Source organism: Pseudomonas sp. NFR16, assembly GCF_900108875.1.
Taxonomy (GTDB): Bacteria; Pseudomonadota; Gammaproteobacteria; order Pseudomonadales; family Pseudomonadaceae; genus Aquipseudomonas.
The window spans coordinates 1-20938 of record NZ_FNYJ01000003.1 but is presented as its reverse complement, the minus strand read 5'-3'; the positions used below and the strand labels follow the sequence as shown (position 1 = coordinate 20938).

12 protein-coding genes and 1 rRNA gene are annotated in these 20938 nt (G+C 61.2%); 6 read left to right on the top strand and 7 right to left on the bottom strand.

The window, feature by feature from the left end; translation table 11 throughout:
- Window positions 1–171: 171 nt before the first annotated feature.
- From mmsB to BMZ10_RS13095, 3 genes are all read right to left on the bottom strand, one after another.
- Window positions 172–1059, bottom strand: a complete 888-nt coding sequence (gene mmsB / locus BMZ10_RS13105) for a 3-hydroxyisobutyrate dehydrogenase (RefSeq protein ID WP_093462668.1) — start codon at window positions 1057–1059, stop codon at window positions 172–174.
- Between the two features lie 204 nt (window positions 1060–1263).
- A complete protein-coding gene (locus BMZ10_RS13100) occupies window positions 1264–2805 on the bottom strand; it encodes a CoA-acylating methylmalonate-semialdehyde dehydrogenase (RefSeq protein WP_093462666.1) in 1542 nt (513 codons plus the stop codon).
- Window positions 2806–2859: 54 nt separating this feature from the next.
- A complete protein-coding gene (locus tag BMZ10_RS13095; RefSeq protein ID WP_093462664.1) occupies window positions 2860–4191 on the bottom strand; it encodes an MFS transporter in 1332 nt (443 codons plus the stop codon).
- 295 nt (window positions 4192–4486) lie between these two features.
- On the opposite strand from BMZ10_RS13095, the gene BMZ10_RS13090 reads away from it, so the two are divergent.
- The 6 genes from BMZ10_RS13090 to BMZ10_RS13065 all read left to right on the top strand — a co-directional run bounded on the left by BMZ10_RS13090 (window position 4487) and on the right by BMZ10_RS13065 (window position 10564).
- Entirely contained in the window at window positions 4487–5434 is a 948-nt protein-coding gene (locus BMZ10_RS13090; protein WP_093462662.1) for a LysR family transcriptional regulator, read from the top strand.
- A 270-nt stretch (window positions 5435–5704) separates the two neighbouring features.
- The gene (locus BMZ10_RS13085; RefSeq protein ID WP_093462660.1) at window positions 5705–6556 is read left to right on the top strand and encodes a sugar phosphate isomerase/epimerase family protein; all 852 of its coding nucleotides are present in this window, start codon (window positions 5705–5707) and stop codon (window positions 6554–6556) included.
- 13 nt (window positions 6557–6569) lie between these two features.
- Window positions 6570–7649, top strand: a complete 1080-nt coding sequence (locus tag BMZ10_RS13080) for an isopenicillin N synthase family dioxygenase (protein WP_093462656.1) — start codon at window positions 6570–6572, stop codon at window positions 7647–7649.
- A gap of 59 nt (window positions 7650–7708) precedes the next feature.
- Window positions 7709–8524 carry an ABC transporter substrate-binding protein gene (locus BMZ10_RS13075; protein ID WP_093464126.1) on the top strand — a complete coding sequence of 272 codons (816 nt, stop codon included), beginning with the start codon at window positions 7709–7711 and terminating at the stop codon, window positions 8522–8524.
- A 163-nt stretch (window positions 8525–8687) separates the two neighbouring features.
- Window positions 8688–10238 (top strand): amino acid ABC transporter permease/ATP-binding protein, encoded by a 1551-nt coding sequence (locus BMZ10_RS13070; protein WP_093462654.1) that lies wholly within the window; start codon window positions 8688–8690, stop codon window positions 10236–10238.
- Between the two features lie 53 nt (window positions 10239–10291).
- Complete coding sequence (locus BMZ10_RS13065; RefSeq protein WP_093462649.1) at window positions 10292–10564, top strand: Rho-binding antiterminator; 273 nt, start codon at window positions 10292–10294, stop codon at window positions 10562–10564.
- Between the two features lie 702 nt (window positions 10565–11266).
- On the opposite strand, the gene recD is transcribed toward BMZ10_RS13065, so the two are convergent.
- The 4 genes from recD to rrf all read right to left on the bottom strand — a co-directional run bounded on the left by recD (window position 11267) and on the right by rrf (window position 20788).
- Complete coding sequence (gene recD, locus BMZ10_RS13055) at window positions 11267–13351, bottom strand: exodeoxyribonuclease V subunit alpha (RefSeq protein WP_093462643.1); 2085 nt, start codon at window positions 13349–13351, stop codon at window positions 11267–11269.
- Window positions 13348–17046: an exodeoxyribonuclease V subunit beta gene (gene recB, locus BMZ10_RS13050; RefSeq protein WP_093462640.1), complete on the bottom strand. Its 3699-nt coding sequence runs from the start codon at window positions 17044–17046 to the stop codon at window positions 13348–13350. The genes recD and recB overlap by 4 nt, the downstream gene beginning before the upstream one ends.
- Window positions 17047–17048: 2 nt before the next feature.
- Window positions 17049–20528, bottom strand: a complete 3480-nt coding sequence (gene recC / locus BMZ10_RS13045) for an exodeoxyribonuclease V subunit gamma (protein ID WP_093462637.1) — start codon at window positions 20526–20528, stop codon at window positions 17049–17051.
- Window positions 20529–20672: 144 nt separating this feature from the next.
- Window positions 20673–20788: ribosomal RNA gene (gene rrf, locus BMZ10_RS13040) — 5S ribosomal RNA — on the bottom strand.
- Window positions 20789–20938: the final 150 nt, after the last annotated feature.

Sequence of the window (20938 nt, the reverse complement as noted above, 5' to 3'; positions counted from 1 at the left end):
TGGCTTGCCCGCGATCTGGCGCGCAGCGGCAGCAGAATCGAACGACGCGGTGCATCAGGCAGACCGCATAGCCCGGGTTTACGACAACTGCGTCGACGATCGCGGGACAAGCCACCGCTCTCACAGGTTTTGCGTCACGTCTTCGCGAGCAATCTCCCATCCTGATGCACATCAGCCCTTCTTGATGTACGCCTCGATTACCGCCGAAAAATCCTTGCCGCCGTCGCCGCGTAAACTCATCGCCTGATACAACTGCTGCGCGATGGCTCCCAGAATGACGGGCTGGCGGGCGACCCTCGCCGCTTCGGTGGCGAGGCCCAGGTCCTTGAGCATCAGCTCGGCGCCGAAGCCACCGGTATACCCTCGCGAGGCCGGGGCGGTTTCGACAATCCCGGGCCACGGGTTATACATTTCCGAACTCCAGCACCGCCCGGTCGAACTGTTGATGATGTTGGCCAGAATCGCCGTGTCGATACCCAGCCGATCCCCCAGGGCCATCGCTTCGGCGACGCCAATCATGGAAATGCCCAAGAGCATGTTGTTGCAGATTTTGGCGATCTGCCCGGTGCCGACCTCGCCGCAGTGCACGATGTTGCGCCCCATCTGCGCGAGAATGGGCTTGAGCACGGTGAAGTGCTCAAGACTGGCGCCCACCATGAACGTCAGCGTCCCGGCCTGCGCGCCACCGGTCCCGCCCGACACAGGTGCATCGCCGACGACCACGCCTTGTCTGGCCGCAGCGGTGGCGACGTCCCGAATGGTCTGTGGATCGATCGTGCTGCAATCGACGGCAGGAACGCCGGAAGCGATCCCGGCCAGCACGCCATCGTCGTTGAGGTAAACGGCCCGCACATGGGCCGCGGCGGGCAGCATGGTGATCACCAGTTCCGCGCCTTGTGCCGCGTGTTTCGGCGACTCGCTGATGCGACTGCCCAGTTCGGCGAGCTCCGCCAGCACTTGGGTGTTAAGGTCGAACAGGTGCAATTGATGACCGGCCCGAATCAGGTTCCGCGCCATCGGCGCGCCCATGTTGCCCAGACCGATGAATGCGATTTTCATGGTGTCATTCCTTTTTCAGATTCAGCTCTGCGTGTGAATCACCTTGCCCGCGCCACTGCGCCAGCCGCGTGACACCGATCGCTACGGGGCGAGCCTGGTCGGGGCCGCGGCCGGATGAAGACTTTGCCCGGACACCGCCGCGCTGTCGGCTGACAGAACCATTCGCGAGCCAGCTCGCGCCCACACGATCGAGTTGCACCAGACTCAGCGCAAGTTGATCGTCGTGTTCACGCCGTCATTCACGCTGTCGTCATCGAACCATCGGCTGGTGACGGTCTTGGTCTGAGTGTAGAACTGCACCACCTGTTTGCCGTACGGGCCGAGATCGCCGAGTTTGGAGCCGCGCGAGCCCGTGAAGCTGAAGAACGGAACAGGCACGGGGATCGGAATGTTGATGCCGACCTGACCGATGTCGATTTCATTCTGGAATTTACGCGCCGCTGCGCCGCTCTGGGTGAACAGGCCGACGCCGTTGCCGAACGGATTGGCGTTGACCAGTTCGATCGCCTGATCCAGCGTGTCGACCTCCAGCACGACCAGCACGGGGCCGAAGATTTCCTGAGTGTAGATCTGCATCTGAGTGGTCACGCCGGTGAACAGCGTGGGGCCGACGAAGTTACCGTTTTCGTAGCCCGCGACCTTGATGTCACGGCCGTCGAGCTCCAGCCTGGCCCCCTCTTTCACGCCGCTTTCGATCAAATCGAGGATCCGCTGTCTGGCGCGCCGGGAGATGACCGGTCCGACGTCGGTGCCAGGTTCGCTGCCTGCATTAACCTTGAGCTTCTGCGCCAGCGCCTTCAGGTCAGGAATCCACTGTTTCGACGCCCCGACCATCACCACCACCGACGTTGCCATGCAGCGCTGGCCAGCAGCGCCGAAACCTGCGCCCACCAGCGCGTTGAGGGTCTGCTCGCGATTGGCATCGGGCAGGACGACCGCGTGGTTCTTGGCGCCCATCATCGATTGCACGCGCTTGCCATGCCGACCGGCCAGTTCATACACATGGGTGCCGACAGCGGTCGAACCGACGAAGGAAATCGCCTTGATGTCCTTGTGCGTACAGATCGCGTCGACCACCTCCTTGCCGCCATGAACCACATTGAGCACGCCGGCGGGCACACCCGCCTCCACCGCCAGCTCCACCAGCAACATGGTCGACATCGGGTCCTGCTCTGACGGTTTGAGCACGAAGGTGTTGCCGCACGCGATGGCCATCGGAAACATCCACAGCGGAATCATCGCCGGGAAGTTGAACGGCGTGATGCCCGCGCAGACGCCGATGGGCTGCCGCAGCGTGTACGTGTCGACGCCGCCCGCCACGTTTTCCGCAAACTCACCCATCTGCAGGGTGCCGATTGAACACGCGTGTTCGACCACTTCCAGGCCGCGGAAAATATCGCCTTCGGCATCCGCGAGGGTCTTGCCCTGCTCGGCACTGAGCACCTCGGCAATGCGTTTGGAGTGCTCGCGGATCAGCGCCTGAAGCTTGAGCATGATGCGCATGCGTGCGCCGATCGGCGTGTCGCGCCACGTCTTGAAAGCCTTCTGCGCGGCGGCCACGGCGGCATCGACTTCAGCGCCAGTGGCAAAAGGCACTTGGGCCAGGACTTGCTGGGTCGCCGGATTGATCACATCGAGCCATTCGCCGGTCTGCGATTCAACCCACTCGCCATTGATCAGCATTTTTACGCGGGCCACGTCGGTCGAGCTCCGGGCAGGTGAAACGTTGCCAAGTGATACGTTCATTTCAGAATGCTCCATTCGAGCGGCGGCCTTGCTCGACCGCCGAAAGCTCATGATTCAGGCCGAGGGGGTGCGAACCGGATCGCGCTTCATCAACGCGGTGCAGACCAGCGCAATCAGCGCCATTGCGATCAGGTACGCGATCACGTAATGCGGCTCACCGCCCCCCATCGCCAGCAATTGTGTGGCGATCATCGGCGCAAAGCCGCCGCCCAATACGCCGGCCAGTTGCACCGACACCGAAATGCCGCTGTAGCGGATCTGCGCAGGGAACTGGCGGGCGAACAACAGCGATTCCGGCGCATACAGGATCGGAAAGACCACACCGACCGCGAGCACCATTGCCCACCAGACAAGCACAGGATCGCGGGTGCCCAGCATGGCGAAGAAGGGGTAGACAAACGCGCAGAGCAGCAACAGGCCGGCGAAATACAGACGCTTCTGCCCGACCCGGTCAGAAATGTGTCCGCACAACGGCATGGTCACCAGCGACAACGCAGCACCTGCGGTAATCGCGCCCAGCACATCGGCGCGGGGAATCTGCAACTGATTGGCGGCGTAAGCGAGGGCGAAGGTCACCGACATATAGAACCAGGCGTTCTCGGCCGTGCGCGCGCCGATGATCGTCAGGGTTTCTCTGGGGTGCTCGCGAAATACCTTGAACAGCGGCACCTTGACCGAGACGTTATCCTTCTTCAGTTTCTCGAAATCAGGCGATTCGGGGACCTTGAGGCGAATCAGCCAACCCACGCCCAGCAGCACGACGCTGGCCAGAAACGGGATGCGCCAGCCCCAACTGAGCATGTCCGCTTCGGGCAGTCTGGCGACCATCGCCATCGCCAGCGAAGCCAGCACCAGTCCGGCGCCCACTCCGGTTTGCGGCAGGCTGCCATAGAAGCCTTTCTTGCCCTCGGGCGCGTGTTCGACGGCCATCAGCACCGCCCCGCCCCATTCGCCTCCAACCGCCATCCCCTGCAGAAACCGCATCGCCACCAGGATGACCGCTGCCCAATAGCCAATCTGCTGATACGTGGGAATCAGGCCGATGATGATCGTGGGAATCCCCATCAGCATCAGGGTGAACAGCAGCATCGACTTGCGGCCGATCTTGTCGCCGAAGTGGCCGAACACGATGCCGCCCAACGGCCGCCCGAGAAAACCCACCGCGTAGGTGGCGAAAGCAGCGAGCACGCCAATGATGGGGTCCAGTGCGGGAAAGAAAATCTTGTTGAAAATGAGCGCGGCGGCAGTGCCGTAGAGGAAAAAGTCGTACCACTCGATGGTCGTGCCGGCCATGCTCGCGGCGCCGGCAAGCCGGTAGGATTTAGCGTGACGGGTGGCGGTGCCGGCAGCGATTGCGCCGGTGTCCGCCGTTATAGCGTTCTTCATAAACTCCTCCGCTTATTTATTGTTGTGCAGGGTGTTATGGCGTTGGGTTGTTGCGATTTTGAGTGGGGCGCATGTCTCCGCATTTCTGATGACGACTGTAGGAGCGCGCGCCTGCGAATGATGTCTGTCGGAAACGACTTCAGCGGCTGACATTCCGCATTCGCGGACAAACGCGCTCCTGCAAGGCCTGTGTTTTGCCGATATCAGTGCTAGCGCTGTTGACTTGGATTGCACCTTGCTTCGGAGTATAGATGTGCAAACTTCTAACAAGAACGCACATAAAAGCAGGTTCAACATGCAAAAAAACATCACGTCCCTGAGCGCGTTGAACTGGGATGACTTGAAGTTTTTTCTGGAGGTTGCACGCACGCGCAAAGCCAGTTCCGCAGCAAAACGCCTGGCGGTCGACTACACCACCGTGTCGCGACGGATCAGCTCATTGGAAGCCTCGCTCGGCACGCTGCTGTTCGAAAAGTCGCGTAACAATGGCTTCGTGTTGACCGCTGAAGGTCAGCGTCTTTTAGGCTCGGCGGAGTCCATCGAAAGCACGCTGCACATCGCCTGCGAACAGGTTTCCGGCTCGGGCGTGGCCCTCTCAGGTCACGTGCGCATGGGCTGTACCGAAGGTTTCGGCAGTTTTTTCATCACGCCGCAGCTGAGCCACTTCACCGACCACTACCCGGCCATCTCGGTCGACATCCTGCCACTGCCGCACTTCATCAGCCTGTCCAAGCGCGAGGCCGACATCGTCATCGCGCTTGAGCGTCCGGAACACGGCCCCTACGTGTGCTGCAAACTGTGCGACTACACCTTGCGCCTGTATGCGACCCAGAATTATCTGGACACCCACGCGCCCATACAAAAGGCCGAAGACCTCGCCAATCACCCATTTATCAGCTACGTCGACGACCTGGCGTTCAGCTCGGAGCTGCTGTACCTGAGCAACCTGCTGCCCGGCGCCCAGGCCCATCTGCGCAGCACCAGCGTCATTGCTCAGTACGTTGCTGCGCTGCAAGGCCGGGCGCTGGCGATCCTGCCGTGTTTCCTCGCAGCCCAGGACCCGCGCCTGCTGCCGGTACTGGAAAGCGAAGTGAACATCACGCGCCAGTTCTGGATGTATTGCCGCGAAGACCTGCGCAAGCTCAAGCGGATTACGCTGCTGTGGGATTACATCCGCACAACCACCGAGCAGAACCAGGCGTTCTTGCGAGGGGAAAGCCGGGCGATGACGTTTATCGACTGATTTGCAGGGTTTGGGCCGCATCACGGCAGGCCTGGATTGGCCCTCGCCGCCATAGTTTAGAAATCTCTGAACTATGCATTTGAGCTTTCCTATTCTTTCCGTTCATCGGCCGATCCTAAGATCGCCTCCAATAAAGGAGCCCGTCCAGTAGAGACACGGCCCGAAGATTGCCTTTTCTGATGTGACTGCCGCTGTACCCGTTTCGGCCCGTGTGCCGTGGCGACGCTATGTCATGTGTCAGTCGCAAGACGCAATCTTTGGGGACGTTCGATGAAACTGGAAATCTTCCGCACGATGTGGGGCTACACCGCCAGCAAGGCTCAAGCGCTGGATGAACTGCTGGAGGCCGGGTTCGACGGCATGGAAGCGCGCCTGCCGCTGACGCCTGTCGAGCGGGCCGAATTCGGCGCCTTTCTGCGCGCCAACCAGTTGCCCTACATCGCGACCGTCTTCACCGCCTACGACGTCCTGCCCGAACAATCGGCCACCACGGCCGAGCATCTCACCGATCTGGAAAAGAAACTCGACTGGTCCACGGAGCTGAATCCGCGTTTCGTCAACGTGCTGGCCGGCAACGACCGCTGGCAGTTGCCCCAGCAAGTCGACTTCTTCGGCCAGGCGCTGGAGCTGGCGCGCAAACATGGGCAGACGGTCACCTTCGAAACCCATCGCGCCCGCTCGCTGTTCAACCCGTGGGTGACGCTGGAACTGATCCGACAGTTGCCGGACCTGCGCTTCACCAGCGACATCAGCCACTGGATCGTAACGTGCGAGCGCCTGCTCGATGATCCCGAAGATGATCTGAGCGCCTTCGTCGAGCGCGTCCATCACATTCAGGCTCGCGTCGGTTACGACCAGGGTCCGCAAGTTCCGCATCCCGCCGGGCCGGAGCGCGCCCGGGAACTGGCCTTCCATCAGCAGCACTGGGAAGCCGTCTGGAAATCCCAGCAAGCGCGCGGCTACCAGGTCACGACCCTGACCCCGGAATTCGGTGCGGACGGCTATCTGCATCACTTGCCTTTCACCAACGTCCCGGTGGCCGATCTGTGGTCGCTGAACGTGTGGATGGGCCAGGCCGAGCGCGAACACTTTCAGCGCTTCACTCACACAACAAGCCGATAAGGAGCGTTTCGCCATGCCGGATCAATCTCAAGCGGCGACCCCGAAAGTCGCCAACTTCAACAGCATCCCGGTGGTCGACATCGCCGGTCTGTTCAGTGCGGACATCACCCGGCGTCAGGCCGTGGCCGATGAGCTGGGCAAGGCTGCGCGCGAGGTGGGGTTTCTGTACATCAAGAACCACGGCATCGAGCAATCGCTGATCGACGGCCTGCGTCAGGCCGCGAAAGACCTTTTCGCCCAGTCGTTGGCGTACAAGATGCAGTATTACATCGGCACGTCGCGCAGCCACAAGGGCTTCGTGCCCGAGGGCGAAGAGGTGTACGCCAAAGGCAAGCCGGATCACAAGGAGGCGTTCGACATCGGCTTCGAGGTCGGCGACGACGATCCGCTGGTGATCGCCAAAACCCCGCTGATCGGCGCCAACGAATGGCCGGACCTGCCGGGTTTCCGTGCCGCCGTCGAAGCGTATTACGCGGCCGTGTTCGCGCTGGGACGTCGGCTGTTCGACGGATTCGCACTCGCGCTAGGGCTTGAAGAAGGCTATTTCGAGGCGATGGTGACGCGCCCTCCTTCCAAGCTGCGACTGATTCACTATCCCTTCGACGACGCCGCGCAAGACGCGCCCGGTATTGGTGCACACACCGATTACGAGTGCTTCACCATGCTGCTGGCCGACAAGCCCGGCCTTGAGGTGATGAACGATCTTGGCCAGTGGATCGACGCACCACCTGTCGACGGCGCGTTTGTGGTCAACATCGGCGACATGCTGGAGGTGATGACCGCTGGTACGTTCGTTGCTACGGCTCATCGGGTACGCACCGTAAGCGAAGAGCGCTATTCATTTCCGCTCTTCTTCGCCTGTGACTTCCACACCCAGATCAAGCCATTGCCTGCCTTTGTAAACGAAGGGGTCGGCAATGGAAGCACCGAATACGAAGCGATCACCATCGGCGAACACATGTTCGGCCAGGCGCTGCAGACCTATCAATACCTGCGGCGCAAGGTCGAGAGCGGCGAGCTCAAGCTGTACGAAAAGGCGCGCAAGCCATCGAGCTTCGGCCATTTGAAGCATCAGGCACAGGACGCGTCCTGATGCTCAACAAGCTGTCAACACACACCGTGCCTTACCTTCCTGACGTGGAGTCACCGACGATGCGCAACACTTTGAACACTACTGTCCGCTTGACCGTTCTGGCCAGTGCCGTGCTTGGCGCGAGCGTTTTCGGGACATTGGCTCACGCCGCCACCACCGTGACACCCGGCCAGTTCAAAGTCGGCATGGAAATCACCTATCCGCCGTTCGAATCCTATGACGAGAAGAAAAACGTCGTCGGTGCCGACCCGGACCTGTCGCGCCTGCTGGCCAAGCACATGGACCTCAAGCCAGAGTTCGTCGACACCAAATTCTCCAGCCTGATCCTGAGCCTCAACGCCGGTCACTACGATGCCATCATCTCCGGGATGTACATCACGCCCGAGCGTCAGACCCAGGCGCAAACCATCGCCTACGCCAAGACCGGCGCCGCGATCATGGTGCTCAAGGACAGCCCCGTTAAACCCAAGGTGCCGGAAGACCTCTGCGGACTGAAAGTCGGTCTGGAAAAAGGCACCACCTGGGTCGCCCAGTTCAACAAGCTGTCCGCTGAATATTGCGTGCCGAACAACAAGGGCGCGATCTCGGTCAGTGAGTTCCCGTCCGCCCCTGAAGTGACCCAGGCGCTGCTCTCCGGCAACGTTCAGGCGCAAGTGGAGATCGACGGCGCCGCCGGCATGATCGCCGAGCGCACCAAAGGCCGCGTGGTGGTCAGCACCGAGCACTCGATTTACCAGCAAACCTTGGGCGTCTACGTGAAGAAGGGCAACGACGAGCTGTATCAGGCACTGCTCAAAGCCTTCGAAGAAACCAGGAAATCCGGTGAATACGCAGCGCTGCTGAAGAAGTACAACCTGGAAGAGCCTAGCAATTAAGGGCTGACGCTTAACCCCTGTAGGAGTGAGCTTGCTCGCGATGGCGCTTGGTCAGACATATCAATGTTGACTGATTCAACGCCATCGCGAGCAAGCTCACTCCTACAGAAATCGCTCTGGATAGAGATTTCCCCGCTGGGCCCGGCCCCGCTGAGGTGTGTGTATGCAATTCGAATGGTCCTACTTTTTTTCTCTGTTCTCGGTCTCGGACTTCTGGGAATCCTGCATTACCGTCATCGAGCTCAGCGCGCTGGGCTGGTTCATCGGCATGCTGTTGGGGTTTCTGCTGGCCTCGGCCAAGCTGTCGACCGCGCGCTGGATCAGTGTGCCGGCGTCCATTTATATCTGGTTCTTCCGCAGCGTTCCGTTGCTGGTGCTGGTGGTCTTCACTTACAACCTGCCGCAGATGTTTCCGATCACCCGCGACGTGCTGTCCAACCCGTTCTATTCCGGCCTGCTGGCGTTGGTGGTCACCGAAGCGGCCTATATGGCGGAAATTCATCGGGGCGGGCTGATCTCGGTTGCCAAGGGCCAGAAAGAAGCAGGCCGGGCATTGGGCGTGGGCCTGATCGGCATGCAGCGTCTGATCGTGATCCCACAGGCGTTCCGTATTTCCCTGCCGACCCTCATCAACGAATACATCACCGTAGTGAAACTGACCTCGCTGGTGTCAGTCATTTCCCTGACCGAGTTGCTCACCGTCGGCCAGCGCCTGTATGCGCAAAACTTCCTGGTCATGGAAACGCTGTCGGCAGTCGCGGTGTATTACGTGATGATCGTGACCGTGTTCGGCTGGCTGTTTCACTGGCTCGAACAGCACCTGGAACTGAATAACCGCAAGCCACAGACGCTGGATGACGCGGCCCTCACACGCTTGCGTGCAAGCCTGGTGGCCCAGCCAGCCAAAGTGCGCCAGGCCGATACCGGCCCAGGTTCCGCCCCGGCCTTGCAGCTGGTGAACATCCATAAACGTTACGGGCAGCATGAAGTGCTCAAGGGCATCGATCTGGACGTGAACGCTGGCGAGGTGATTTCCATCATCGGCCCGTCTGGCTCCGGCAAGACTTCCTTGATTCGCACCATTAACAGCCTGGAAACCATCGACAAGGGCGAGATCATCCTTTTCGGTGAGGGGTTCATCCACGCCGGCGACAGCCCGAACGCTCCGCAGATCCGCCGTGGCGTGCAACGTATCGGGATGGTCTTCCAGAACTTCAACCTGTTTCCCCATCGCACCATTCTCGACAACGTGACCCTGGCGCCGCGCTATCACGGTCGCGACAAAGGCATCAGCGAACAACGCGCCTACGCGCTGCTCGACAAGGTCGGCCTGCTGGCGCACGCGCAGAAATATCCGCATCAGCTCTCGGGCGGCCAGCAACAACGCGTCGCGATCGCGCGTGCCCTGGCGATGGACCCGCAGATCATGCTGTTCGACGAACCGACGTCGGCGCTGGACCCTGAGCTGGTCGGCGACGTGCTGAAGGTCATCGGCGACCTGGCAAAAGAGGGCATGACCATGCTCATCGTCACCCACGAAATGGACTTCGCCTTGTCGATATCCGACCGGGTGATTTTCATGGAGAACGGCGTCGTACAGGTCGACGCAGCGCCGCAGACCATCCTCGCCGATCAGTGCGGCGAGCGGGTGCGCAAGTTCATGGGCCTGGACGGCACATTCAATCAGCCGGCGCCCGTGCGCAAGGAGGCGTGAGCGACTATCGTGGAGCTTTCACGATACACGCATCTCGTTGCAGGGAGTCTGAAATGGACCGTTATCAACCGCTCAACTGCGATCTCTATGATTACCTGGAGATCGCCTGCATGCACGGCTATCGGCTGAGGGTCGAGCTGGTCGATGGCACGACCTTCGAGGCCCGGCCGACCACCACCCGAACGGCGCCGAGCAAGGAAGAATTCCTGCAATTCGCCGACGGTCCCGAAGAGGTACGGCTTGACCAACTGGCCACCATCACCCCGCTGGATGAAGGCGCCAGCTTCGGGCGTGTCGAGTTGGGCAATGCGTTTTGCTCAACCTGAACGCACAACTTCAGAACACCTCAATCCCTGCGGGAGCGAGCTTGCTCGCGATCGGCGACGCAGTCGTCGTGAATCCGGGCTATGCGGCCTGCCTGATGCGCCGCGTCATCCGATTCTGCTGCCGCTGCGCGCCAGATCGCGGGCAAGCGCGCTCCTACAAGGGATTTGTGGCGTTGCCGGAATTTGCGTCGAAAGCAAAACCTGTGGGAGCGTGGCTTGTCCCGCGATCGGCGACGCAGTCGTCGTGAATCCGGGCTATGCGGTCTGCCTGATGCGCCGCGTCATCCGATTCTGCTGCCGATGCGCGCCAGATCGCGGGCAAGCCACGCTCCTACAAGGGATTCGTGGCGGTGTCAGGTTTTGTGTCGAAAGCAAAACCTGTGGGAGCGTGGCTTGTCCCGCGATCGGCGACGCAGTCGTCGTGAATCCGGGCTATGCGGTCTGCCTGATGCGCCGCGTCATCCGATTCTGCTGCCGCTGCGCGCCAGATCGCGGGCAAGCCACGCTCCTACAAGGGATTCGTGGCGTTGTCAGGTTTTGTGTCGAACGCACTAGCCGTGGGAGCGTGGCTTGTCCCGCGATCGGCGACGCCGTCGTCGTAAACCCGGGCTATGCGGTCTGCCTGATGCGCCGCGTCATCCGATTCTGCTGCCGCTGCGCGCCAGATCGCATCGCTCATGCAGGCATCCCGAAGAGGGTGCCTTACGCCAGCATCAACCCGCTCAGACGCTTGACCTTGCGCCGCAAGGCCTCTTCGAAGACGCCGTGACGCGGCTCGATCAGGCTGAACCAGTTCTTCGCCCGCGTGATGCCGGTGTAGATCAACTCCTTGGTCAGCACCGGGTTCAATGCCTCGGGCAGGATCAACGCGGTGTGCGCAAATTCCGAACCCTGGGATTTGTGTACCGTCATCGCATACACCGTTTCCACATCGTTGAGTCGGCTCGGCAGCACAAAACGCACGCCACCGGCGCCGTCATTGCGCGGAAACGCCACGCGCAGCGCCTGACGATTTTCCTCGGGCGCCCCCTCGGGAAGCCGCAGCGCGATGCCGATGTCGCCGTTCATCAAGCCCAGGCCGTAATCGTTGCGCGTCATCAACACCGGACGACCTTCGTACCATTGCTGATCGCTTTCGATCAGCTGGGCGGCAAACAACGTCTGTGTGATGCGCTGATTCAGCCCTTCGACGCCCCAAGGCCCTTTACGTACAGCACAGAGCAGTTGAAACGCATCGAACGCAGTCAACACCTGGCGCGCCCACTCGATACAGCGAGGGTCGTCGATCGAGGTCAGACCCTGCGGCCGCTGCGCGTGCATCACGGCCAGATAATGGCGATAGCCTTGCGGCCCATTGCCGTGGCCGTCGAGCAACAGGCGCGACAACGCACGGTCATGCTCGCCCTTGAGGGCCAATGAATACAGGTCCTTGTAGCCACCATTGAGCAGAATCGCGCGCGCGTCCTGATCCTGTTGCTGATTGACCAGTCTGGCCAGTTGACCAATGCCGCTGCCTGCAACGAAACGGCGGGAATGGCGCAACATCACCACCTGTTGAGCGAGTGCATGTCGCACGTCGTCGCCCTGCTGCAAACCGCTTCTGCTCAGGTCCTCGCCACTGACCGACTCCAGCCACGCCTGCGTCTGCGGGCTGTACATTCCCGCTTCGGCGTCGCGGCACAAATCGCCCAGCACGGCACCGGCCTCGACCGAGGCAAGTTGATCCTTGTCGCCGAGCAGCACCATGCGCGCATGCGGCGGCAAGGCGTCCAGCAGATTGGTCATCATTTCCAGATCGATCATCGACGCTTCATCGACCACCAGCACATCCAGCGGCAGCGGATTGCCGGCGTGATGACGGAAATGCCGCGTGCCGGGACGACTGCCCAGCAAACGGTGAACGGTGGTCACGTCGCTGGGAATCTTCTGACGCACCGCTTCGGCCACCTGCAGCGACTGAACCTGATGGCTGATCGACTCGGTCAACCGCGCGGCCGCCTTGCCGGTCGGCGCGGCCAGACGAATGCGTAATGGCTTGCCGCTCTCCACTGCCGGCGACTGGAGCAGCGCAAGCAGGCGCACGACCGTGGTGGTTTTCCCGGTTCCCGGGCCACCGGTGATGATGCTGAACGCACCGCGCGTCGCCAGCGCGCAGGCCAGTTTCTGCCAGTCGATCAAAGCGTCGGCGGCGTGGTTCGCCGGACCGAACAGCGCGTCCAGACGCTGGGCAAGATCAACCGGTGCAGGTTCGGCCTGCGCCAGACGGCGATGCAGCGCCGCGTCGATCCTACGCTCATAGGTCCAGTAGCGGCGCAAATACAGACGCCGATCGGATAACACCAAGGGTTTCTGCGCGGCGGCATCGGAATGATCGCCAGCCAGCGCAACCAGCTTGCTGCCGGCGAGTGCCTGACACCAGGTCGCGCCATCCAGCGCCTTGAGCAGCGTAGACGGCAGCAGCATCGGCGTCGACAACACATCGCCTTCCGGCGGCAGCGACAGTGCGAAGTCCGGTTCCTTAAGCGTCTCGTACAAGTCCAGACACACGTGACCGTGGCCTAACTGATGACTCGTGAGCGCCGCGGCCAACAGCACCAGCGAGTCCGCCGCCGGATCCAGATCGGCCAGAAACGCCACGAACGCTTTGTCGAGCGCGCGCAGCCAGCCGCGCTCGACCCAGCGCTCGAGCAACAACAGCAGATCCTCGACGCGGCTCAGTGGTTTGAGCGACGCGAGGCTGTCGGCGTCCAGCGCGGTGGGCAGCAGATGGGCAAAGGTGCGGTTCATGCGAATTCTCCAGACAGCACATCGTCTTCAAGCGCGGCGCGTCCCTGAAACAACCGGTCAAGCCCTTCGATCAGTTCGCGCGGCGGGCGGGTAAACCATGCGCCCTGACTGGCTGCAAGACTGCCGCGCACAAACAGATACACCGCGCCGCCCATGTGCAGGTCGTAGTCATAATCAGCCAGCCGCGCCTTGAGCTGACGATGCAACGCCAGCAGATAAAGCACGTACTGCAGGTCGTAGCGGTTTTCCAGAATCGCGCTTTCCATCGCTGCAGCGGTGTACGCATCGTCGTCGACGCCCAGCCAGTTGGATTTGTAATCAGCCACGTAATAGCGGCCTTGATGCTCGAACGTAAGGTCGATGAAGCCCTTGAACATGCCGTTCAGTGAAACCGTCTCCGCCGCCGCCCGAGGAGCGCCGTTATGGGTATAGCGGCGCACCAGCGCATCCAGCCGCGCCACGTCGACTTTCGAGCAGGCGAACCAGAACTCCATTTCCACCCGATACTGGTTCGGCTGATCCAGCTGGCTCAACGCGACCGGCTGATCAGCCTCACCCAGACGCAGCGGCATGCTCAGCACATGCTTGAGCCAGTCGGTCAGCGTATTGATCCAGCCTTTCCAGTCACGTCGGTTACAGCGCTGGGCAACGACCTTTTCCAGCGCCTGATGGTCCGCTGCGGCGTCGGCGAAACCTTTCTCGCCGGCCCATTCCAGCAAGCCGTGCAGAAAGGTGCCGGGATTGGGCCCACGAGGAAACCGATGGATGTCGCCGCCACTGGCTGGCGTTTCACGCGGGGCGTCGGGATCGAGTCGCTCGTCATCGAACAGCTTCTGCGCTTGCGGGCTGTCGGGCGATTGATCGCCGCTGTCGGTAATGATGTCGCCAATGCGCAGCGCACTGTAGGACGCGATCCACCAGTTCTCTCGGGCACTGCGTCGAGGCAGGCGCGGTTTGCTCAACGCGGCTTCGCTGCGCGGCGCACTGAAAGTTTCGGCGGTCGGTTCAGGCATCGGCTCGACATGCATCGTCGGCTGGTTTTCGGCCAGCGACCTTAGCCACGAACCAAGCCCGGCCGACTCAGCCAACGGCTCGCCGCCGCCCAGCAGATAACCCAGCGCCGAACGATGCAGGATCGAGCCATTGGCATTGCCGCGCTTGAGGTCGGCGACGCCCAGCCAACACGCGTGCTGGGCCCGCGTCAGTGCCACATACAGCAGGCGCAGATCCTCGGCCAGACGCTCCTCGTCAGCCTGCTCGATCAACGCGGCCGTCGGCTTGAGGCTGATCTGCGCATGCCCGTCCGCGTCATGAAAGTGCAGCGGCAGGCGACTGCCATCGACCGGCTTGGTCGAGCAAATGAAGGGCAGGAACACCAGCGGGTACTCCAGGCCTTTGGACTTGTGGATGGTGACAACCTTGACCAGTTGTTCGTCGCTCTCCAGACGCAGTATCTGCTCTTCTCCAGCCTGACCGGACAATGCCAGATGTTCGCTTAGATGACGGATCAGCGCCTGTTCGCCATCGAGTTCAGCGGCGGCCTGCTGCATCAGCTCGGACAAGTGCAATAAGTTGGTCAGCACCCGCTCGCCATCGCTGCGCTGGACCAGCGTCTGAGGCAGTTTGAAGTCGTGAAGCAGACGCCGCAGCATCGGCAACACCCCTTGCGTGCGCCAGATTCGCCGGTAGTCGCGAAACTGCATGACGCGGTTTTCCCACGCCAGTTCGTCCTGGTTGAGCAGCTCCAGCTCCGCCAGCGGCAGATCAAGCGTGATGCAGGCCAACGCAGCGCGCAGCGTACGCTCGGCGTCCGGCTCGGCGCAGGCTTTGAGCCAGGCCAGGAGATCGTGAGCTTCCTGAGCGGCGAACACCGAGTCCTTGTCGGACAGATACACGCTGCGAACCCCTCGCGCGGACAGCTCGCCGCGCACGGCCTGGGCCTCTTTGCCATCGCGCACCAGAATCGCGATGTCCGCAGGCAGCACACCCTTCAACGCCTCGCCGGTCCTGGCAAATCCGGCGCGGCCCTGTTGACCGGCATTGAGCAAGCGCACGATAGCGCTCGCACAGCTCGCCGCCATCTGCTGCCGATAAACTGCACCGGAAACCGGTTGATCGCTCTCCAGTTGCCAGACATTCAGCGCCGCCACGACGCTGTCATCGAGTTGAAAAACCTCTTTGCGGCCTTGCGAACCCACTGCCTGGAACGGCACCGGATTGTCGTGCGCACGGCGAAACAGAAAAGCTCCACGGCCGCTGACGCTTTGCTCCGCACGGGCGAACACATGGTTCACCGCCTCAACCATCGCATGGCTGGAGCGGTAGTTGGTACCGAGCGTGTGCAAGCGCCCCGCGGTCGCATAGCGCGCACGCAGGTAGGTGTAGATATCAGCGCCACGAAACGCGTAGATCGCCTGTTTGGGATCGCCGATCAGGAACAGTCCGGTGCTTTCGTCGTTGGCTTCCAGGCGATAGATGCTGTCGAAAATCCGGTATTGCACCGGATCGGTGTCCTGGAATTCGTCAATCAGGGCAACCGGGAACTGCTCGCGAATCAAGGTGGCCAGACGCTCGCCGCCAGCCCCACGAAGCGCTGCATCGAGACGCAGGAGCATGTCGTCGAAGCCCATTTCCGCACGTCGTCTTTTCTCTTCCTCGAAACGCGCGCCAACCCATTGCGCGGCATGCTCGAGCACAGCGGCATCGGGCGTAGGCAACGTATCGAGCGCGACTTTCAATTCCACCATGGCTTCAAAGGCCGGGTGTGACGGAGGGTTGTTCTTCCAGGCTTCGGCGATGCCGTCGGGCGTCAGGCGGGTGAAGCCGGTGCCCAGGTCGAGCTGCTCCTGTTCCTCATCATTGGCCCAGGCAATCAGCTTGTCGAACCAGGGCCTGAAATAACGCTCCTGCATCTTGCGTCCGTCGACCACCTTGCAGTTCACGCCGTCGATGCAGATCGCGTGCAGTTCAGCGGCCCAGTTGGCCCACGGCGATTTCAGGATCTTCAGCGTTTCGCGGCGCTCCTGGATCGACTGCTCGATCAGCTGAGTCGGCGTCTGCGTGACCGTGGCGCGTTCGCTGCCAAACAGTGCGCGCACGCGAGGCAACAGCGACGCAGGTCCGCCCCAGTTGTCACGCACCCAGTTGAGGGCGTCGCCGCTCATGGGATAGCAGAACTTGCGCCAGTAGTCGCGCAACACTTCGCCCAGCAGATCGCTGTGATCGGTTTCCAGGCTCTGGGTGAACAGGCTTCCACTGTCAAAGGCGTGCTCGCGCAACATGCGCTGACACCAGCTGTGAATGGTCGACACCGCCGCTTCGTCCATCCATTGCGCGGCGATGTCCAGTCGGCTCGCGCATCCGGCCCATTGCTCGGCGGCAAACTCATTGCGCAGCTCGGCGATCAGCGCATCGGGCGCTTCGATCTCCTGACGGAAAAAACGGGCGGCTTCAGCCAGGCGTGTGCGGATACGATCGCGCAGCTCCTTAGTGGCTGCGTCAGTGAAGGTCACCACCAGAATCTGCGGCGGCAGAAGTTCCTGGCCGAAACCGGACATCTCGCCGCCGTGCCCCAGCACCAGACGCAAGTAAAGCGCAGAAATCGTGAAGGTCTTGCCGGTCCCGGCGCTCGCCTCGATCAGTTGGCTGCCTCGCAGCGGAAAACTCAAGGCCAGCGGTTGTTGTGCGTTGCTCATGCTCAGGCCTCCTCACTGGACAGCGATTGCCAGGGCGCCTCATAAACAGGCTTGTACAAAGACTCACACCAGCCCACGAATTCCTCGGAGTCCAGCAGGGCATCGAAATCCGGGAACTGCCGTGCAAGCGCGGTGCTTTGCGCACGCTCGCCTTGAGTGGTCTGACCGTCACCTTCGTAAGTTTTGCGCGCGGCAGCCTGCGCCTTCGCTTCATCGCTCTGCCCCAGCCACGCAAAAGCGGTCTGCACCGCAACCGGCAACGGTCGCTGCATGCCCTGCTGCCAGGCGAGCAACAGGTCGTCGAGGGTACGGCGGGCCGTGTCCCGGTCAAGCGGCGACAACAGCAGCGTCTCGTCACTGGCCACCAGTGCGGTCGTCAGCGGCAGATCGCAGGCGCACGCCACCAGATGATTGACCCACGGCCTGATCAGGCGATGCCACTTGCGACTCTTCTTGCCGCCAATCGAATTCGGAATCGCAGAGACGGCCAGCAACTCGCCCTGACCATTCCGATAAAGGCCGTCGAGCCAGCCGTCGAGCTCGACGCCTTGATGCTCGTAGGCAACCGGCAGCGCACTGTGCAGCCGCTCAGGCCATTTGAAGAGCAGCTCATGATAACGGCGCACCAGATCCGGCAGCGGTTCGATCAACTCATCCTGAAGCAGCGTTCCGAAACCTGCCATCGGCAGCAGCCCGCTGCTCTGCAAGCGGGTTGCTTGCGCTCTCAACGACTCATCGACGCTGTCAGGCTCGATCAATGCGGCTTGCAGCAAACTGTCGCTCAAGCCATAGCGCTCAAGCGCGTCGAGCACGAACGGCTCTTCATCGGCCAGCGGCGCCTCGGCGACCTCAAAGAATATCTTCAAGCGCTGACTGAAAAAATGTTTGACCGGGTTTCGCAGAAAATCCTGCAGCTGCATCAGGCTCAACGGCTCTTCTTGCACATGTTTTTCCAGCGTCCTGTCGTCCGCCGCCTCCGTCGCCGCCTCATGGAGGACCTGCCATTCCCGGGCGAAACTGAAGAACTCCATGCTCTCCTGAAAATACTTGGCGCTGAACGGCTGCAACGGGTGCTCGAGTGTCAGTGCGTGCAGCAACTGTTGCCCAGGATCGCGTTTTTTGGCGTCCTCGGGTTCGACAGCCCCCTCCAGCCTCCAGCCACTGGCAAGATGATCGCGCAGCTGTCCGATCAGCACCGATGCGGGCCGTTCAGAATTGTCGCGAATGCTGCGTCCCACCCAACTGATATAGAGCTGGTCACGCGCAGACAGCAGCGCTTCGAGCAACAGATAGCGATCATCTTCCCGACGGGAACGGTCGCCTGGGCGGTAGTCGCTGCCCATGAGGTCAAAATCCAGCGGCGGCTGCGCACGCGGGTAATCACCATCGTTCATGCCAAGCAGGCAGACCACTTTGAAGGGGATCGCGCGCATGGGCATCAAGGTGCAGAAGTTGACGGAGCCGGCCAGAAAGCGCTGCGAAAGCCGGCCTTGATCCAGGCCCGCCAGCCAAGCCTCACGCACGACGGTCAAGGGAAGTATCTCGACCAGATCGACTGTTTCACAGGTCTGCAGCCAGGTTTCGCGCAACGTCTCCAACTGGCCGAGCAAATAGTCGTCGTGCTCGCTCTCGGCACTGAAGAACAGCTGCATCAGGGCGTGTAACCGTTCGCCCCAGACTTGCGGCGAGGCAGGCTGCGAAAGCTCGTTATGGGCGACTTGCAGCGCATCGATCAACGCAACCAGCGGCCCGATCAGGGCCGCGTCGAGTCCGCCGATTTCATCGTACGGCTCGATCTGGTCATATGCCTGCCCCGCGCCGACTGCATAGCCCAGCAACATGCGTCGCAGACCGAAATGCCAGCTGTTCTGCTCCAGCGCCTCAGGTAAACCCAGACCTTCGCGTTGCCTGGCATTGAGCCCCCAGCGCACCCCTGCTCCTTCAATCCAGCGATGCAAAGTCGGCAGGTCACGCTCGTCAATCCCGAATCGAGCTCGCAAGGCGGGCACGTCCAGCAGATCCAGAATCTCGCTCACCGGGAAACGGCTGTCGGGGATCTTCAGCAAATGCTCGACGGCAATAAGCAGCGGATCACGACCGCGCTGGCCCTGGTCTGCCAAGGTAAAGGGGATGAAGCGCTTGTCGTCTCGATCCAGCTGGCCGAAAACCGCGCGGATATGAGGCGCATAACTGTCGATGTCCGGGACCATGACGATGATATCGCGCGGCCGCAGTTGTGCATCGTTGCTGAATCGTGCAAGGAGTTGGTCGTGCAACACCTCCACCTCGCGCTGCGCACTGTGAGCGACATGAAAGCGAATCGAGCGATCGACCTTGATGTCGACCGCAGGCCACAGCTCGCGCGTTTCACTCAATGGCCTGAGCTCGAGAATGTCATCCTGCAACTGATTCAGCATCGAGCGCGGCTCGTTTTCGCTGAACAGGTCGATGCGCCCGTCCCGGAAGATCGATCTGTAGCTATTGGGATCATCGTGGCTGTCGAGCAGGTTGATGTAATCGCGCCCCTGTTTACCCCACGCCGCCAGCAGCGGATGAGCGTGCTGGTGCAATGCGTCCGGATTCAGCACCACAGGCATGCCGGCCTTTCTCGACTGACGTTTGTATTCGTGTCGCAGCAGGTCCTTGTCCGCCACGATATCGGCCCAGTGGTGACGGCACGGGTTATGTACGCACAGCAAAACCTGGCTGAAACGCGCGAGGCCCGCGAGCGCTTCCAGCGCCTGTGCTGGAAGCGAAGAGATACCGAATACGATCACCCGGGCGGGCAAACCCGCAGGTGCCGTGGTCAGGCTGTTGATACGTTCGATGTACCGCTGATGCACACCGGCCCGACTCTGGGCCATGCCTTCGGCCCCAACATCATGGAGCAGCGCACGCCACAATTCCGCTTGCCAGCAGTTTTCGGGCTTGAGCGGTTTCACGTCGCCCCTAACGTTTCTGAGTTGATGCCGGCCCGCTGCCCAATCTTCCAGCCAGTCTGCGCGATAAACCTGATATTGGTCGAAGAGGTCCGCAAGCCGCTCGGCCAACTGGTAGCGCTTGCGCAGATCGGTATCAGCGGTCAGAAATCGCTGCAGTGGCTCGAAGTGCGGTTGATCTATGAGCGCAGGCAAGAGCCTCATCAAACGCCAGGTCAAAGGCGCCTTGTCCAGCAATGACGTCTCAGGAATCTGCTCCTTACCCAGCACCGCGCGGTACAGCTGCCACATGAAGCTACCCGGCAGCTGAACATCGATTGCCGCGGCGATACCGCATCCACCTTGATCGTCATCCTGAGCGTCTTCAGCGAGTGCGAGCTTGAGCCATTGTGCAATCCCGTTGCTCTGCACCAAGGCGACTTCGTTCTCCAAGGGCGTGAGCGGGTAACGCCGCATCCATGACACCACGAGACTGCGCAGTTCATCCAGACGGTTGCCATGAACCACCATGAACCCGGGATTAAGGTTTGACGTCACCGGCATAGCTGCTTCCTTGGCGTTTGAAGAGAGAGAAGACTAACAGAGGAAGAGTGCATCGCAGACAGGGACTGCACGATGGCGGTTGAGGTTTTCCGCGCGCAAAAACAAAACCCCATCTGCTTTCGCAAATGGGGTTCTGGAATTTAATCTTGACGATGACCTACTCTCACATGGGGAAACCCCACACTACCATCGGCGATGCATCGTTTCACTTCTGAGTTCGGGATGGGATCAGGTGGTTCCAATGCTCTATGGTCGTCAAGAAATTCGGGTACCGAACCGAGGCCTGGGGCCGCGCTTCAGCCAATCGGGTATGTGATCAGGTCTGGCCTGTATGCTGCAAACTTTCGGTGCGTGTCGTCTTCACAGTCACCGCAATCTGTGCTCGTCCGAGTCGCAGATTGCTTGGGTGT

Bases quoted from the DNA above. Each gene is read 5' to 3' on its own strand.
- BMZ10_RS13070 (WP_093462654.1), top strand. From the start codon at position 8,688: ATGCAATTCGAATGGTCCTACTTTTTTTCTCTGTTCTCGGTCTCGGAC.
- BMZ10_RS13100 (WP_093462666.1), bottom strand. From the start codon at position 2,805: ATGAACGTATCACTTGGCAACGTTTCACCTGCCCGGAGCTCGACCGAC.
- mmsB (WP_093462668.1), bottom strand. From the start codon at position 1,059: ATGAAAATCGCATTCATCGGTCTGGGCAACATGGGCGCGCCGATGGCG.
- recD (WP_093462643.1), bottom strand. From the start codon at position 13,351: ATGAACCGCACCTTTGCCCATCTGCTGCCCACCGCGCTGGACGCCGAC.
- BMZ10_RS13080 (WP_093462656.1), top strand. From the start codon at position 6,570: ATGCCGGATCAATCTCAAGCGGCGACCCCGAAAGTCGCCAACTTCAAC.
- BMZ10_RS13075 (WP_093464126.1), top strand. From the start codon at position 7,709: ATGCGCAACACTTTGAACACTACTGTCCGCTTGACCGTTCTGGCCAGT.
- BMZ10_RS13090 (WP_093462662.1), top strand. From the start codon at position 4,487: ATGCAAAAAAACATCACGTCCCTGAGCGCGTTGAACTGGGATGACTTG.
- BMZ10_RS13065 (WP_093462649.1), top strand. From the start codon at position 10,292: ATGGACCGTTATCAACCGCTCAACTGCGATCTCTATGATTACCTGGAG.
- BMZ10_RS13095 (WP_093462664.1), bottom strand. From the start codon at position 4,191: ATGAAGAACGCTATAACGGCGGACACCGGCGCAATCGCTGCCGGCACC.
- recC (WP_093462637.1), bottom strand. From the start codon at position 20,528: ATGCCGGTGACGTCAAACCTTAATCCCGGGTTCATGGTGGTTCATGGC.
- recB (WP_093462640.1), bottom strand. From the start codon at position 17,046: ATGAGCAACGCACAACAACCGCTGGCCTTGAGTTTTCCGCTGCGAGGC.
- BMZ10_RS13085 (WP_093462660.1), top strand. From the start codon at position 5,705: ATGAAACTGGAAATCTTCCGCACGATGTGGGGCTACACCGCCAGCAAG.